The organism is Methylobacterium sp. PvP105 (assembly GCF_017876975.1).
GTDB classification, from domain to species: Bacteria; Pseudomonadota; Alphaproteobacteria; order Rhizobiales; family Beijerinckiaceae; genus Methylobacterium; species Methylobacterium radiotolerans.
This window is the reverse complement of record NZ_JAGIPA010000001.1, coordinates 5,285,765-5,300,160: the sequence shown is the minus strand read 5'-3', so window position 1 is coordinate 5,300,160 and position 14,396 is coordinate 5,285,765. Positions and strand designations below refer to the sequence as shown.

Sequence of the window (14,396 nt, the reverse complement as noted above, 5' to 3'; positions counted from 1 at the left end):
CCGATCGGGTCGGGACGGGGGCGATCGCCGTGTCCGTGCCGAGCGAGGCGCGGGTCCCCTCTCCCGCACGGGAGAGGGACAGGGTGAGGGATGCGACTGATCCGGAAGGACCTGATCCCTCACCCCAACCCTCTCCCGCACGGGAGAGGGGGCCTGGCGCGGCTATCTCAACCGGAGTCATCGTCCTTCCAAATCGTCGCAACACGATCGGGAACGGCCCTGGCGCCGCCTACGCCTCGGGTTCGGCCTCCGGCCCGTCCGACCGGGCGCCGCGGGCGACCTCGCGCATCGCGGCGTCCGGGAGCGGGCGCTGGAGCCGCAGCGCCTCCGCGGTCGGCGCCTCCAGCCAGGTCGCCCACTCCTCCGGCTTCGTGAGCAGGACCGGCATCGCCTTGGGATGGACCGGCCCGACGACGCCGTTCGCCTCCGTGGTCAGGAAGGCGAAGAGCCGGTGCTCCTCGGCGACCCGGTCGGGGTTCTCGCGCTTCGTGCCCCGCACGCCGGTCCAGGGCCGCCAGATCCCCGCGAAGGCGAAGAGCGGCCGGTCCTCGTCGAGGGCGAACCAGACCGGCGTCTTGCGCGGCTTCGTGTCGGCGTACTCGCTGAAGGCGTTGACCGGCACGAGGCAGCGATGGGCGACCCCGAGCCAGGGCCGCCAGTGCGGGCTCGCGACGTTGCGCACGTTGGTGATCGGATGCTCGCCGAACGCCTTGGGCCCCGGCATGCCCCAGCGCATCATCGCGAGGTCCCGGCCGGTCGCGCCGTTCAGGACCACCGGCGCCAGCTGATCGGGAAAGATAGCCGGCAACAGCGGAAGGTTTCCGGTGCGATCCTCCGCGATCCCGAAGGCCCGGCGCAGGTCCGCAGGGCCGGTCCGCAGGCTGTAGAGGTTGCACATGGATGTCCCGGACGGTTGGTGAGCACGGCGCCGGCTCTACACGCGTCCGGGACGCCGCGACCAGCCGGGCGGAGGGAATGCCCCGGCCGGTCCGTGGCCGGGGCGCCGTCGCCTCAGTTCAGGTGGAACACCACCTTCACGCAGCCGTCCTTCTTGTCGCGGAAGGTCTTGTAGAGGTCTGGCCCCTCCGCGAGGTTCTGCGAGCGGTGTGTGATCAGGGAGGTCATGTCGATCTTGCCCTCCTGGATCAGCTTGGTCAGCGGCTCGAGGTAGCGCTTCACGTGGGTCTGGCCGCTCTTGAGGGTCAGGCCCTTCTGGACGATCGAGCCCATGTTGACCGGGATCGGCCCGCCGTAGACGCCGGGCACCGAGACGATCCCGCAGGGTCGGACCGCCTTGATGGCCTCGGCCAGCGCGTAGGGCCGCTCGGTGGCGGTGAGCTTCTCCTGCACCGTCGACAGCATGCCGGTGAGGCCGCCGTGGCCGGCGCTCGCCTCCATGCCGACGCAGTCGATCACGCCGTCGGCGCCCTGGCCCTTGGTGATCTCCTTGATCCGCTCGAACACGTCCTCGTTCATGAAGTCGATGACGTCGGTGGCGCCGGCCTTGCGGGCGAGGGCGATCCGCTCGGGCACGGTCTCGATGGCGATGATCCGCTCGGCTCCCATGATCTTCGCCGACTGGATCGCGAAGATGCCGACAGGGCCGGTGCCCCAGACCGCGATCGTCTCGCCGCCCCGGATCTCGCAGTGCTCCGCGCCCTGCCAGCCGGTCGGCAGGATGTCGGTGAGGAACAGGACGGACTCGTCGTCCATGCCGTCCGGCACCTTCATGGGCGCGACGTCCGCCATGGGCACGCGCACGTACTCGGCCTGACCGCCCGCGTAGCCGCCGGTGAGGTGCGAGTAGCCGAACAGGCCGGCCGTCGTGTAGCCGAACTGCGCGGCCGCCATCTCGGCGTTGCGGTTCGAGCGCTCGCAGACCGAGTAGTTGCCGAGCTTGCACTGGCGGCACGCGCCGCAATTGATGTTGAAGGGCACGACGATCCGGTCGCCCTTCTTGAACTTGGTGAAGCCCTGTCCGACCTCGACGACCTCGCCCATGAACTCGTGGCCGAGGACGTCGCCGCTCTTCATGGTCGGCATCAGGCCGTCCATCAGGTGCAGGTCCGAGCCGCAGATCGCGCAGCTCGTGACCTTGATGATGACGTCGCGGGAATCCTCGATGACCGGATCTGGGACCGTGTCGCAGCGGATGTCGTTGCGGCCGTGCCAGCACAGTGCCTTCATGCGTCGTGTCTCCGGAAGCTCTCGGGGTCGCGGCCAACTCGGCCGTTCTCCCGTAAAGCCCGCTTCGGCACGGCCAAGTTCCGGCGGCGGCGCGCCCCGCCTCGGGGCGAAGGGGTTTACGAATGTTTCACGTGAAACAGACCCGTTTACCGCCGCTTCACGAGTCGCGCGGGCACGGCCAGGGTCAGGCGACGCCGTCGATGCCGATCCGCAGCTGCTCGGGCCCCCGGAGCGACGCGCCCGGCCGGTAGGGCGGCGGATCGACCGCGAGCCGCGGGGCGACGAGGCGGCGGCTGAGCGCAATCAGGGCGATCTCGGCCTCGAGCCGCGCCAGGGGTGCGCCGACGCAGTAGTGCAGGCCCCCGCCGAAGCCGAAATGCTCGATGTCGCCCCGGTCGGGATCGAAACGGTCGGGCGCCGCGAACCGGTCGGGATCGCGGTTCGCGGCCGCGAACATCAGGATGACGGGCGCGCCCTTGGGAATCATCTCGCCGGCCACCGCGATCGCGCCGAGGGCCTTGCGGGTCCGGAAATGCACCGGCGGCTCGTAGCGCAGGACCTCCTCGATCAGCCGCGGGGCCCGCTCGGGATCGGCCTTGAGCCGCTCCAGCTCCGCGGGATGCCGGAGCAGGGTCAGCATGGCGTTGGTGATGAGGTTCACGGTGGTCTCGTGACCCGCGACCAGCAGCAGGACCGCCGTCGACAGCAGGTCGAAGTCGCTCATCTGCTTCCGGCCGTCCGGGCCGGGGGCGGCGAGGCCGCTCAGCATGTCGTCCGCCGGGCGGCGGCGCTTCTCGCGGATGAGGTCGCGCATGTAGGCGGCGATCTCGTCGAAGGCGCCGACGATCTGGCGCCGGGTCCCGTCGTCGTGGCGCGCGTCCGGCTCCACGGCGGTGGCGAGCTGCGTCGCCCAGGCCTGGAACCGCGGCTCGTCCGCGCGCGGCACGCCGAGCAGCTCGCAGATCACCGTCACCGGCAGCGGGTAGGACAGGTCGCTCACGAGGCAGACCTCCCGCCGCTCCCGGCACGCGTCGATCAGGCCGTCCACCTCCCGGGCGATCCGCGGCCGCAGCGCCTGCACCCGCGCGATCGAGAATTCCCGCATCACCAGGCTGCGCAGGCGGTCGTGGTCCGGGGGGTCGCGGAAGATGAACGGGCGGTGCGTGGCGCTGATGCGGTTCTTGATCGGGTTGAGGATCAGGTCCTTGAGCGGGTTGCCGGTGCGGGGCCGCCGGGGCGGCGGCAGGTCCTCGGAGCTGAGCCGCGGGTCGAACAGCAGGCTGCGGATCGCCGCGTGCGTGGAGACGACGTAGCTGCCGTCGCGCTGGCGCGAGACCGGCTGCTGCCGCATCCGTCGATAGAGCGGGTACGGGTCGGCCCGGTTGGCCGGATCCATCACGGCGGCGAACAGCGCGTCGTCAGACATGGACGGTCTCGGCGGAAGGCCGCGCCCGGGCGGCTCGGTGCGGCGGGAAGCCCGGGACCGCCATCTCGACGCGCGGCCGGTCGGTGGCGTCGGTGATCGGCGGGAACGGATCGCCGGCCGTGATCGCCTCCGCGTAGGCCGGCAGCCAGCGGGCCTGATCGAACGAGACGGCCGCGATGCTGCGCCCGGCGCGGCCGTACACGGCGAGGAAGCGCCGGGAGGCCCGCGAACCCTGCACCACCGCCACGGAATCGGCCCCTTCGGGGAGGCCGACCAGCTTGATGTTGATCCCGAACTGGCTCGACCAGAAGGCCGGCAGGTGACCGTAGGGGCGCTGGTCGCCGGGCCCGGCCAGCATGTTGCGCGCGGCGTGGGCGGCCTGCTCGACGGCGTTGCCCCAGTGCTCCACGGCGATCAGGCGGTTGCCGTAGAGCGGGATCGGCCACCGGGCGACGTCGCCCGCGGCGTAGATGTCCGGGCAGGGCACCCCGTCGGCGTCGAGGACCCGGCAGGCCGCGTCGCAGGTCACGCCGCTGGCATCCGCGCGCAGGCCCGCACCCCGCAGCCAGCCCGTCGCCCGGGTCGCCCCCAGGGCGACGATGACCAGGTTGGTCTCGATGGTGCTGCCGTCCGCCAGGCGGGCCCGGGCGATGTGCCCGGACGCGTCGCCCTCGAACGCCCGCACCGTCGCGCCGGGACGGAACGTGGCGCCGGACGCGCGCACGCACTCGGCGATCACGCTGCCGACGAAGGTCCCGAGACCCCGGGCCAGGGGCGCGGCGTTCGGGTCGACCAGGGTCACGGGCAGGCCCAGATCGCACAGGCAGGAGGCCGCCTCGCAGCCGATCAGGCCGCCGCCCACGATCAGCACCTGCCGCGGGCGCGCCACCAGGGCGTCCCGCAGGGCGGCCGCGTCGTCGCGCCCGCGCAGGGTGAAGATGCCGGCGAGCCCGCCACCGGTCTCGGCCGGCCAGGGCCGGGCCTCGGCGCCGGTGGCGATGAGCAGGGACTCGTAGGCGAGCGTCGACCCGTCGGCGAGCCGGAGCGTGCGGGCCGCCCGGTCGAGGGCGACGGCCGGGCTCCCGAGACGCCAGCGGGCGCGGAGCTCGGCCAGTTCTGGCAGCCGGGTCGCGTCGGCGGCGAGCTCCCCGGCGAGCACGTGCTTCGACAGGGGCGGGCGGTCGTAGGGGCGGTGCGGCTCGGCGCCGACCAGGGTGAGCGGCCCGTCGTAGCCGCCCCGCCGCAGCGCCTCGGCACCGCGCAGGCCGGCGAGGGAGGCCCCGACCACGACGATGCCGGCGGGTTCGGGAGTCACGGCGCGCCCCCGTCGTCCGGGCCGGCCTGGAGGCTGATGGCGCGGACCGGGCAGGCCTGCAGCGCCCGCTCGATGGCGCCGCGCCGCTCGGCCGGCGGCGCGGGATCGTAGAACAGGATCTCGTGGCCGCGGAGCGCGAAGGCGTCCGGCGCGGCGTAGCAGCACTGGGCGTAGCCCTGGCAGCGGTTGAGATCCACGACGACCCGGAGCGCCGCGGTGTCGGAGGCCGGCTTCATGCCGACCTCGCGAGCGGGCGCGCGGCCCCGTTATCGGCCTTGCCCCGGGCGCGCGCGAGATCGTCCACCGCGGTCAGGATCGACGCCATGGCGTCCCGCGCCGCGAAGGCGTCCCGCATCGCGCCGGCGCGCGCGCGGAAGTCGGGCTCGTCGAGCACGCGCGCCACCGCGGCGCCGACCGCCTCCGGGGTCGGCGCGTTGGTTCCGAGGTTGATCCCGACGCCGGACCAGCCGATGCGCGCGTTCACCTCCGCCTTGTCCTCCGTCAGGCCGGCCGAGACGATCGGCACCCCGGCGGCGAGCGCCTGCGAGACGCTCCCGTAGCCGCCGTTGGTCACGAGCACGCTCACCCGCGGCAGCAATTCGCGGAACGGCAGGAAGCACGACACCCGGGCATTGGCCGGGACCGGAACCGCCAGCGCGTCCACGGGCCGACCGCCGGTGGTGGCCAGGACCAGCAGATCGTCCCGGTCGGCCAGGGCGGTCAGGGTCGGCTCGACCAGCTCGCCGAGATCCGCGTTGGCCAGCGTGCCCTGGGTGACCAGCACGACGGGCCGGCCCGCCGCGTTCGCCGCCTCCAGCGCCGGCCACCACTCCGGCAGCGGCGCGGGCGGCGTCGGCGGCTGGAGCAGGCCGATGAAGCGCAGGCCCGGCGGCAGGGTGCCGTAATCGTACTCGAAGCCCGGCACGGTCGGCTGCAGGAACAGGTCCGGCAGGATCACGATGGAGTGGGGCAGGGAGGCCGGCAGGGGCGGCAGGCCGAGCGCCGCGAGCTTCGCGTCCGTGTAGGCCCGGACCGGGTTGACGAAGGCCGCATCCATGCCGGCCTTCAGGGTGGCGTAGCGGACCAGGTCGTCCCGGTCGCGGGCCGGTGGCAGGCCGAGGCCCACGGGGGCGTGGTCGGGCCGGTCGAGGAACAGGATGCTGACGTTGACGGTCACGATCGGCGGCCGCGGCGCGCTGTCGAGGAGTAGCGGCAGCGCGCCCAGGAACATGCTGCCGGCCAGGATTACGTCGGGGGCCTCGGCCGCGATCAGCGCCCGCAGGGCGGCGGCCTGGACCGGCATGGGATCCACGAACCGGCGCTCGAACTCGCGGCGATAGCGCTCCGGGCCGGCCGGCAGGTCGGTCTCGCGGTACTCGGCCGCGTGATCGTCGGCGTAGGGCGTGAAGCGCAGGCCCGCCGCCTCGACCTTCGGCCGGAAGGTCGGGTCGGTGAGCACGAGGACGTCGTCGCCCCGGGCGGCCGCCGTCCGCCCGATGGCGAGGAGCGGATTCACGTGGCCGGTGAGCGGCGTCGCGGCGATCAGGATCTTCATCACGGCCTCCTCGAGCGCCGCCGGTCGGGCCGGCGTCGCCCCTGCTCGGGTGCCGACGCCTTCATCCGCGGGCGCCCCGTGGCCCCCGGCGCGCCGGACTCACAGGGGAAATCGCGGCCGGTCCAGCGCAGTTACACAACCGGAGGGTGCTTCGTGCGGCGCCGCACCATGGCATCCGGTTGAAGTCCGACGCAATATCGGAGTGTCACAGGCCACAGCCATCGTGCGTGCCGCCGGCACGCGGCGCGTCCTCCGTCCGGACGATGGCTGACGGCACCCGGCCGCGACGGTCGGGGCGCCGTCAGTCGACCACGACGACCCGGTTCGGCAGCTCGTCGGGGTCGCCCGGACCCGCCGGGAGATGCTCCGCCAGGCAGGCTCCGACGCGCGCGACCGCCGTCGTCAGGCCGTCCTCGATCGCGCCGCGCCCGAGGGCCGGCATCAGCTCGGCGAGGATCCCGTCCCAGGCGGCCGGCGGGATCTCCCGCAGGACGCCGAGGTCGCTGACGATCTCGGCGTGCCGCTCGGCGAGCGACAGGTAGAGCAGGACCCCGGTGCGCCGGCGCGTCAGGCTCAGGCCGCGCGACCAGAAGGCCCGCCGGGCCGCCTCGCGGGCGCGGGCGCGGCGCAGGCGGCGCGGCACCAGGGCCATGCGCAGCCGCTCGTTCTGGCTCGCCACCAGGATCGCCGCCACGACGCCCGCCTGCGCCAGCAGGATCGACGCGGCGGTCCAGGCGGTCAGGGCGATCAGCGGCCAGGGCAGGACCAGCGCCGCGACGAGCGCGGTGAGCAGCACGATCGAGCGGTAGGCGCCGGCGCGCCGGCTCACCATCACGACGATCTCGCCGGAGGTCCCGGCCTCCGCGTGCCCGACCGCGCGGGCGAGCCGGTCCCGCGCCTCCGGAGTCAGCACGGCCGCGCGTCTACCAGTCACCGGAGGCCCCTCCGCCGCCCGACGAGCCGCCGCCGCCGGAAAATCCACCGTCGAAACCGCCCGAGGAGCCGCCCGAGCCGCCGTCCGAGAAGCCGCCGCCCCACCCGCCCGAGCCGGGCCCCGGCAGGATGACGAGGCCGCCGGGCCTCGACCGGCCGCCCCGGCTCATGCGCCACGCGACGAAGAGCACGATCAGGAACAGGGCGACGAAGACCGCCACCTGGGCGGGATCGACCTCGTCGGCCCGCACCTGCGGCTTGCGCTGCCACTCCTGCGCGTCGCCGGCCAGGATCGACAGGATGCCGTCGACGCCGGCGTCGAGGCCGCCGAAATAGTCGCCGGTCTTGAAGCGCGGCGTGATGGCGCCCGCGATGATCACCTTGGACAGGGCGTCGGTCAGCGCCCCCTCCAGGCCGTAGCCGACCTCGATCCGGACCTTCCGCTCGCTCGGCGCCACCAGCAGCAGGACGCCGTTGTCGGTCTTGGCCTGCCCGAGCTTCCAGTCCCGGAACAGGCGGTTGGCGTAGTCCTCGACGGTCGTGCCCTGCAGGTTCGGCACCGTGGCGACGACCACCTGGTCCGAGGTCTTGTCCTCGTGGGCCTTGAGCTTGGCCTCGAGGGTGCCGCGCTGCTCCGGCGTCAGGATGCCGGCCGCGTCGACCACGCGGCCGGTCAGCGCCGGGAAGGTCAGCTCGGCCGCCAGCGCTCCGATCGCGGTGATCGTCAGGCAGGCTGCCAGGACGGCGAGCGACAGGGCGTGCCGCCCCCGGACGGGCATGGCCCGGCACACGGTCCGGCCCATATGCGCCACCCTAGAACTTCACGTTCGGCGGCCGGTCGGCGTTCGGCGTCGCCGTGAAGGTCTCCATCGGCTTGGCGTCGGGATACAGGATCGCCGCGATCCAGCGGCCCGGGATCGTGCGCACCTCGGTGTTGTAGGCCTGCACGGCCGTGATGTAGTCGCGCCGCGCGACCGCGATGCGGTTCTCGGTGCCCTCCAGCTGGGATTGCAGGGCGAGGAAGTTCTGGTTCGACTTGAGGTCGGGGTACTTCTCCACCGTCACCAGCAGGCGTCCGAGCGCGCCCGAGAGCTGGTTCTGGGCGTCCTGGTACTCCTTGAACTTCTGCGGATCGCTGACCGTGGAGGCGTCGACCTTCACGCTGGACGCCTTGGCGCGCGCCTCGGTGACGCCGATCAGCACGTCCTTCTCCTGCTGGGCGTAGCCCTTCACGGTCTCGACGAGGTTGGGGATCAGGTCGGCCCGGCGCTGGTACTGGTTCTGCACCTCGCTCCACGAGGATTTGGCCTGCTCCTGCAGCGTCGGCACCCGGTTGACCGCCCCGCAGCCGGAGAGACCCGCGGCCACCAGGATCACCGAGAGCACGCCGAGGAGGCGCGCCGCGGGCGATGTCCGGCGCACCGCGCCGGCCGTCAGCGTCGTTCCCATATCGTCCCCCATCTGCCGGCCGAGACTCGGCCGCTTGATCACGAGTCCGAGAGATAAGGGCCGGAACCGCCAAGGTAAGGCCCCGGCTCGCCCGGCCTTGAAGGTTTGTGCCGCGGCCCGCTAAGGCGTCGGCAACGGACCGCGCCGGCGGACGTTCGGACCCTCGAGCCGAGGATCGGCGCGGCGCCGCGGAGGCCGGGAATGGATGCAGCACTCGCCGACCATGTCAGGGCCGCCAGCGCCGACGCGCGGCGCCACGCCCGGGCGTACCGGGCGCCGGCCGGCAAGGACGCGCTGCCCTGGTCGGTCATCGAGACGTTCGACGCCCGCGTCCGGGGCCACCTCGCCCGCGATCCGCGGATCGAGGACGAGCGCGACCGCGTCCTGATCGCCGCCGTGAAGCTCGCCGAGACGCCGGTCGAGGAGGGGGACGAGAGCATCGCCGAGGCGCGCGCCCATCTCGTCGACGCGATCGACTACCTGGAGCAGGCGGTGCTGCGGTTCGGCCTCGTCAACCGCGAGGGGGCCAAGGCCGGCCTCGGCACCTACGGCCAGCCGGTCGGCTCCCGCGACTGACGGCCCGCCCGCACCGCGCCGCCGGATGTCCGCCGACCTGCCCGCGGCCGCGACCCTCAGCCGCCTCGACCTGAAGACGCTCCGGCTGTTCGCGGCCATCTGCGCGGAGGGGACGCTGAACGGCGCGGCCCGCCGCGCGGCGATCGCGCCCTCGGCGGTCAGCAAGCGCCTCGCCGAACTGGAGCACGCGCTGGGCTGCACCTTGCTCACCCGCGAGCCGCGCGGCATGCGGCTCACGCCGGCCGGCGAGACCCTGCTGCACCACACGCGCCGGATGCTGGCGAGCGCCGAGCAGATCGCCCTGGAACTCGCCGAGCACGCCCGGGGCGTGCGCGGCTTCGTGCGGGTGCTCGCCAACCTCTCGGCCATCGTGGAGTTCCTGCCCGAGGACCTGCAGGCCTTCCTGGCCGCGCAGGACGGGATCCGGGTCGACCTCGAGGAGCGCCCGAGCGGCGGCGTCGTCGCCGGCGTCGAGGAGGGCTTCGCCGATCTCGGCCTCTGCGCGGACAACACCGACACCCGCGGCCTCACCGCCTACCCGTACCGGAGCGACCGCCTCGTCCTGGTGATGCCGGCCGGGCATCCCCTGAGCGGCCGCGGCGCCGTCGCGCTGGCCGACAGCCTCGACTACGACCATGTCGGGCTGCACGCGGAGAGCTCGATCTACGCCGCCCTGCGCGACGAGGCCCGGCGCCTCGGCCGGCCGCTGCGGCTGCGGATGCACGTGCCGAGCTTCGACGCGATCTGCCGCATGGCGCAGGTCGGCCTGGGGCTCGGCACCGTGCCGGAGCGCGTCTACGCCCTGCTCGGGCCGCCGATGCGCCTCACGGCGGTGCCGCTCACCGATCCCTGGGCGCAGCGCACGCTGCGCCTCGTGGTCCGCCCGGGCGCCCTGCCGCCCGCGGCGGCGCTCCTGCTGGAGCATCTCCGGGCTGCCGGTCGCTGAGCGTGCGTTCTCCGGCGGCGAACGCACGGTGGTGCATGGCGTTTGGACTTGGCCACCGGAAGGGCCCTATCTCCGGGGCAACAAACGATGGAGGAAAGCCGTGTCCGGTCCGCTCAGCGGTATCCGCGTTCTCGAGCTCGGTCAGCTGATCGCCGCGCCCTTCGCGACGCGGCTGATGGCCGAGTTCGGCGCCGAGGTGATCAAGGTCGAGGCCCCGGGCGAGGGCGACCCGCTCCGGAAGTGGCGCAAGATGCACGAGGGCACCTCGCTCTGGTGGTACCTGCAGTCGCGCAACAAGAAGTCGATCGCCGTCAATCTGAAGTCGCCCGAGGGGCTCGACATCGTCAAGCAGCTCGCCGCGAGCGCCGACGTGGTGGTCGAGAACTTCCGTCCCGGCGGCCTGGAGAAGCTCGGCCTCGGCTGGGACGTGCTCTCCGCCCTCAACCCGAACCTCGTGATGGTCCGGATCTCGGGCTACGGCCAGACCGGCCCCTACCGCGACCGGCCCGGCTTCGGGGCCATCGGCGAGTCGATGGGCGGCATCCGCTTCACCACCGGCAGCCCGGATTCCCCGCCGGCCCGGGTCGGCGTCAGCATCGGCGACACCCTGGCCTCGCTCCACGGCGTCATCGGCGCGCTGATGGCCCTGCTGCGCGTGAAGACCGGGCAGGGCGCCGGTCAGGTGATCGACGTCTCCCTCGTCGAGAGCGTGTTCAACGTCATGGAGAGCCTCGTCCCGGAGTACGACCTGCTGGGCGAGGTCCGCACCCGCACCGGCGGCGCCCTGCCGGGCATCACCCCGTCGAACACCTACCCGACGCGGGACGGCGGCTACGTGGTCATCGCCGGCAACAGCGACCCGATCTTCCGCCGCCTGATGACGGCGATCGGCCGTCCCGACCTCGCGGACGACCCGGCCCTGCGCAACAACGAGGGCCGCTCCAAGCAGTCGGCCATGCTGGACGGCACCATCGCCGACTGGTCGAAGACGAAGAGTGTGGAGGAGGCGCTCGCCGTCCTCGACGCCGCCGACGTGCCCGCCGGCCGCATCTACTCGGTCGCCGACATCGTGGCCGATCCGCATTATCAGGCGCGCGACATGATCCTGCAGGCGGAGCTGCCCGGCGGGACGGCCGTGAAGATGCCCGGCATCGTGCCGAAGCTCTCCGACACGCCTGGCGAAGTCCGCTGGCAGGGGCCGGCCCTCGGCGCCCACACCGATTCCGTGCTCGCCGAGCTCGGTCTCGACCCGGCGCGCATCGCCGCGCTGCGCGAGAAGGGAGCGGTGGCATGAGCGGCGACGCGCTGATCGTCCAGGAGGTCGCGACCCGGGACGGCTTCCAGATCGAGCCGGTCTTCGTGCCGACCCCGGAGAAGATCCGCCTGATCGACGCGCTCTCGGAGGCCGGCTTCAGCCGGATCGAGGTCTCGTCCTTCGTCTCGCCGAAGGCGGTGCCGGCCCTCGCCGACGCGGCCGAGGTCTTTTCCGGGATCCGGCGCCGGCCCGGGACCGTCTACGTCGCCCTGGTGCCGAACCCGAAGGGCGCCGAGCGGGCGCTCGCCGCCAGGGTCGACGAGATCAACCTCGTCGCCTCTGTGAGCGAGACCCACAACCGCGCCAACATGGGCATGAGTCCGGCCGACTCGATCGCCGGCTTCGCGCGGATCATGGATTCGGTGCGCGGCGCCCCCGTCAGCACCAACGCCACGGTGGCGACGGCTTTCGGCTGCCCGTTCGAGGGCGACCAGCCCGCCGACACGGTCGTCGCGCAGGTGGAGCGCTACCTGTCGCTGGGCGTCGACGGCGTGACGCTGGCCGACACGACCGGCATGGCCAATCCCCGGCAGGTGAGCCGCCTCGTCGCGCGGGTCCTGCCCCTGGTCGGTCCCGGCCGCCTGACGCTCCACTTCCACAACACCCGCGGCCTCGGCCTCGCCAACGTGCTGGCGGCCTACGACGCGGGCGCCCGGCGCTTCGACGCGGCGCTCGGCGGCCTGGGCGGCTGCCCGTTCGCGCCCGGCGCCACCGGCAACATCTGCACCGAGGATCTCGTCAGCATGGCCCACGAGATGGGCGTGCCGACGGGCCTCGACCTCCCGGCGCTGATCGGCCTGTCGCGCGACCTGCCGCGCCTCGTCGGCCACGACGTGCCCGGCCAGGTCGCCAAGGCCGGACGGCCCTGCGACCTGCATCCGGCCCCCGCCCGGGCGGCCTGAGCCGGAGACGGAGAGGGGCGGCCTTACAATGGCCCGCCCCACGCGTCGGACGCGACGCGCTCCCTCTCCCGAACGGGAGAGGGTCGGGGTGAGGGATGAGAACTCTCCGGATGTGGCACACCGTCGACGTGCCGGCAGGACGCTTCTCATCCGGACAGACCTGATCCCTCACCCTGTCCCTCTCCCGAACGGGAGAGGGGACCCGCGCCTCGTCCGGCGAAGGCGGCATCGCCGTCGTGTGCCGTGAGCTGCGCCCGAACCTGACTTCGCGGAAAGCCGCCCGTCCGAAGGCGGCACCGCCCAAGACACGTCCCTCAAGAACACACCACGGAGGAAACCATGATTGCAGCCCTGTCCGGGTCGCCGGCCGCCGCCGAGACCGGCGCGGTGACGGAGACCGGCGTCGTCCGCAAGGTCGCGTGGCGGCTCATGCCGCTGATCATGATCTGCTACATGTTCGCGTTCTTCGACCGCATCAACATCAGCTTCGCCAAGTTCCAGCTCCAGAGCGACCTCGGCTTCAGCAACGTCGCCTACGGACTCGGCGCGAGCATGTTCGTGGTCGGCTACGTGATCTTCGAGGTGCCCTCGAACCTGTTCCTCTACCGGGTCGGGGCGCGGCGCTGGATCGCCCGGATCATGATCTCCTGGGGCATCGCCACCGCGCTGATGATCTTCATCCGCAGCGAGTGGCACTTCTACGCCCTGCGCTTCCTGATCGGCGCGATGGAGGCGGGCTTCGCCCCCGGCATCCTCTACTACCTGACCATCTGGTTCCCGGCCTCGCATCGCGGCCGCATCACCTCGTTCATGTTCGTGGCCTCGGCCTTCTCGGGGATCTTCGGCGCGCCGGTGGCGGGCCTGATCCTCGGCGGCCTCAACGGCGTCGGGGGCCTCGCCGGCTGGCAATGGCTGTTCCTGGCCGGCGGCCTGCCCTGCCTCGTGCTCGGAATGCTCGTGCTGACGCGCCTCGACGACCGGATCGCCGACGCCCGCTGGCTGTCCGAGCCCGAGAAGGCGCTCCTGTCGAGCCGGATCGCCCACCACAACCGGGATATCGGCGACCACTCGCTGATCGGGGCGATCAAGCAGCCGGGCTTCCTGCTGATCGCGCTGATCTACTTCCTGCTCCAGATCGGCTCCTACGGGCTGAACTTCTGGGGGCCGGACCTGATCAAGACCGCGAGCGGCGGGCAGGCGGCCTCGGTGGGTTTCCTGACGGCGATTCCCTACATCTGCGGGGCGATCAGCATGGTGGTGATCGGACGCCTGTCCGACGCCTCGGGCGAGCGGCCGAAATTCGTCGCCGGCCTCGCCATCGCGGCGGCGCTCGGCTTCTTCGGCGCCGGCCTGTTCGACAAGCACATCGTGCCGCTGATGTTCGCCCTGGCGCTGCTGGGGGCCGGCATCGTCGCGTCGATCCCGACCTTCTGGACGCTGCCGGCCAAGCTCGTCACCGGCGTCGGCGCGGCCGGCGGGATCGCGCTGATCAACACGCTCGGGCAGTTCGGCGGCATCGTCAGCCCGGTGATGGTCGGCTGGGTGAAGGATCTCACCGGCTCGACGACGCCCGCGCTCTACGGGATCGGCGTGCTCTGCCTCGTGGCCGCCGGGCTGGCGCTCTTCGCCATGCCGGCGAGCCTGCGCCGCAGCGACCGCGCGGCGTGAGCCGGCCCGCCGCCCCGGCGCGGCCGGGGCGGCCCATCTCGGGCGGCGGCGCGGGCCGCCAGCGGTCGTCGCGGGGCTTCAGGCCGCGACGGACCTTGAAGCGGCGGGCGGTGTGGGCGTGGCT

The 14,396-nt window shown here is 72.9% G+C and carries 14 protein-coding genes; 5 read left to right on the top strand and 9 right to left on the bottom strand.

The annotated features are described in order from the left end of the window. Positions 1–229 precede the first annotated feature (229 nt). The 9 genes from J3A75_RS25815 to J3A75_RS25775 all read right to left on the bottom strand — a co-directional run bounded on the left by J3A75_RS25815 (position 230) and on the right by J3A75_RS25775 (position 8,853). The gene (locus tag J3A75_RS25815; RefSeq protein WP_012320813.1) at positions 230–898 is read right to left on the bottom strand and encodes an SOS response-associated peptidase; all 669 of its coding nucleotides are present in this window, start codon (positions 896–898) and stop codon (positions 230–232) included. A gap of 113 nt (positions 899–1,011) precedes the next feature. Beyond that, the gene (locus J3A75_RS25810) at positions 1,012–2,187 is read right to left on the bottom strand and encodes a zinc-dependent alcohol dehydrogenase (RefSeq protein WP_012320812.1); all 1,176 of its coding nucleotides are present in this window, start codon (positions 2,185–2,187) and stop codon (positions 1,012–1,014) included. Between the two features lie 184 nt (positions 2,188–2,371). Beyond that, complete coding sequence (locus J3A75_RS25805; RefSeq protein WP_071000035.1) at positions 2,372–3,613, bottom strand: cytochrome P450; 1,242 nt, start codon at positions 3,611–3,613, stop codon at positions 2,372–2,374. Further along, positions 3,606–4,928: an NAD(P)/FAD-dependent oxidoreductase gene (locus J3A75_RS25800; protein WP_071000034.1), complete on the bottom strand. Its 1,323-nt coding sequence runs from the start codon at positions 4,926–4,928 to the stop codon at positions 3,606–3,608. Before J3A75_RS25800 ends, J3A75_RS25805 begins: the two co-directional genes overlap by 8 nt. Then, positions 4,925–5,164 carry a ferredoxin gene (locus tag J3A75_RS25795; RefSeq protein WP_012320809.1) on the bottom strand — a complete coding sequence of 80 codons (240 nt, stop codon included), beginning with the start codon at positions 5,162–5,164 and terminating at the stop codon, positions 4,925–4,927. Before J3A75_RS25795 ends, J3A75_RS25800 begins: the two co-directional genes overlap by 4 nt. Further along, positions 5,161–6,483 carry a glycosyltransferase gene (locus J3A75_RS25790; protein WP_058621153.1) on the bottom strand — a complete coding sequence of 441 codons (1,323 nt, stop codon included), beginning with the start codon at positions 6,481–6,483 and terminating at the stop codon, positions 5,161–5,163. The genes J3A75_RS25795 and J3A75_RS25790 overlap by 4 nt, the downstream gene beginning before the upstream one ends. A 301-nt stretch (positions 6,484–6,784) precedes the next feature. After that, positions 6,785–7,417: a TPM domain-containing protein gene (locus tag J3A75_RS25785; protein WP_029361370.1), complete on the bottom strand. Its 633-nt coding sequence runs from the start codon at positions 7,415–7,417 to the stop codon at positions 6,785–6,787. Beyond that, the gene (locus tag J3A75_RS25780) at positions 7,407–8,195 is read right to left on the bottom strand and encodes a TPM domain-containing protein (RefSeq protein WP_059409932.1); all 789 of its coding nucleotides are present in this window, start codon (positions 8,193–8,195) and stop codon (positions 7,407–7,409) included. Before J3A75_RS25780 ends, J3A75_RS25785 begins: the two co-directional genes overlap by 11 nt. A gap of 34 nt (positions 8,196–8,229) precedes the next feature. Beyond that, on the bottom strand, positions 8,230–8,853 hold the full coding sequence (locus tag J3A75_RS25775; RefSeq protein ID WP_373866324.1) for a LemA family protein: 624 nt from the start codon (positions 8,851–8,853) through the stop codon (positions 8,230–8,232). Positions 8,854–9,066: 213 nt separating this feature from the next. On the opposite strand from J3A75_RS25775, the gene J3A75_RS25770 reads away from it, so the two are divergent. The 5 genes from J3A75_RS25770 (at position 9,067) to J3A75_RS25750 (ending at position 14,272) form a co-directional block, all read left to right on the top strand. Continuing rightward, positions 9,067–9,441 carry a hypothetical protein gene (locus J3A75_RS25770; RefSeq protein ID WP_012320804.1) on the top strand — a complete coding sequence of 125 codons (375 nt, stop codon included), beginning with the start codon at positions 9,067–9,069 and terminating at the stop codon, positions 9,439–9,441. Positions 9,442–9,466: 25 nt separating this feature from the next. Next, positions 9,467–10,387 carry a LysR substrate-binding domain-containing protein gene (locus J3A75_RS25765; RefSeq protein WP_024829086.1) on the top strand — a complete coding sequence of 307 codons (921 nt, stop codon included), beginning with the start codon at positions 9,467–9,469 and terminating at the stop codon, positions 10,385–10,387. A 100-nt stretch (positions 10,388–10,487) separates the two neighbouring features. Beyond that, positions 10,488–11,681 (top strand): CaiB/BaiF CoA transferase family protein, encoded by a 1,194-nt coding sequence (locus J3A75_RS25760; RefSeq protein ID WP_012320802.1) that lies wholly within the window; start codon positions 10,488–10,490, stop codon positions 11,679–11,681. Beyond that, positions 11,678–12,604 carry a hydroxymethylglutaryl-CoA lyase gene (locus tag J3A75_RS25755; protein ID WP_012320801.1) on the top strand — a complete coding sequence of 309 codons (927 nt, stop codon included), beginning with the start codon at positions 11,678–11,680 and terminating at the stop codon, positions 12,602–12,604. Before J3A75_RS25760 ends, J3A75_RS25755 begins: the two co-directional genes overlap by 4 nt. A gap of 339 nt (positions 12,605–12,943) precedes the next feature. Then, positions 12,944–14,272, top strand: coding sequence for an MFS transporter (locus tag J3A75_RS25750; protein ID WP_059409924.1), 1,329 nt, complete (start codon positions 12,944–12,946; stop codon positions 14,270–14,272). Positions 14,273–14,396 lie beyond the last annotated feature (124 nt).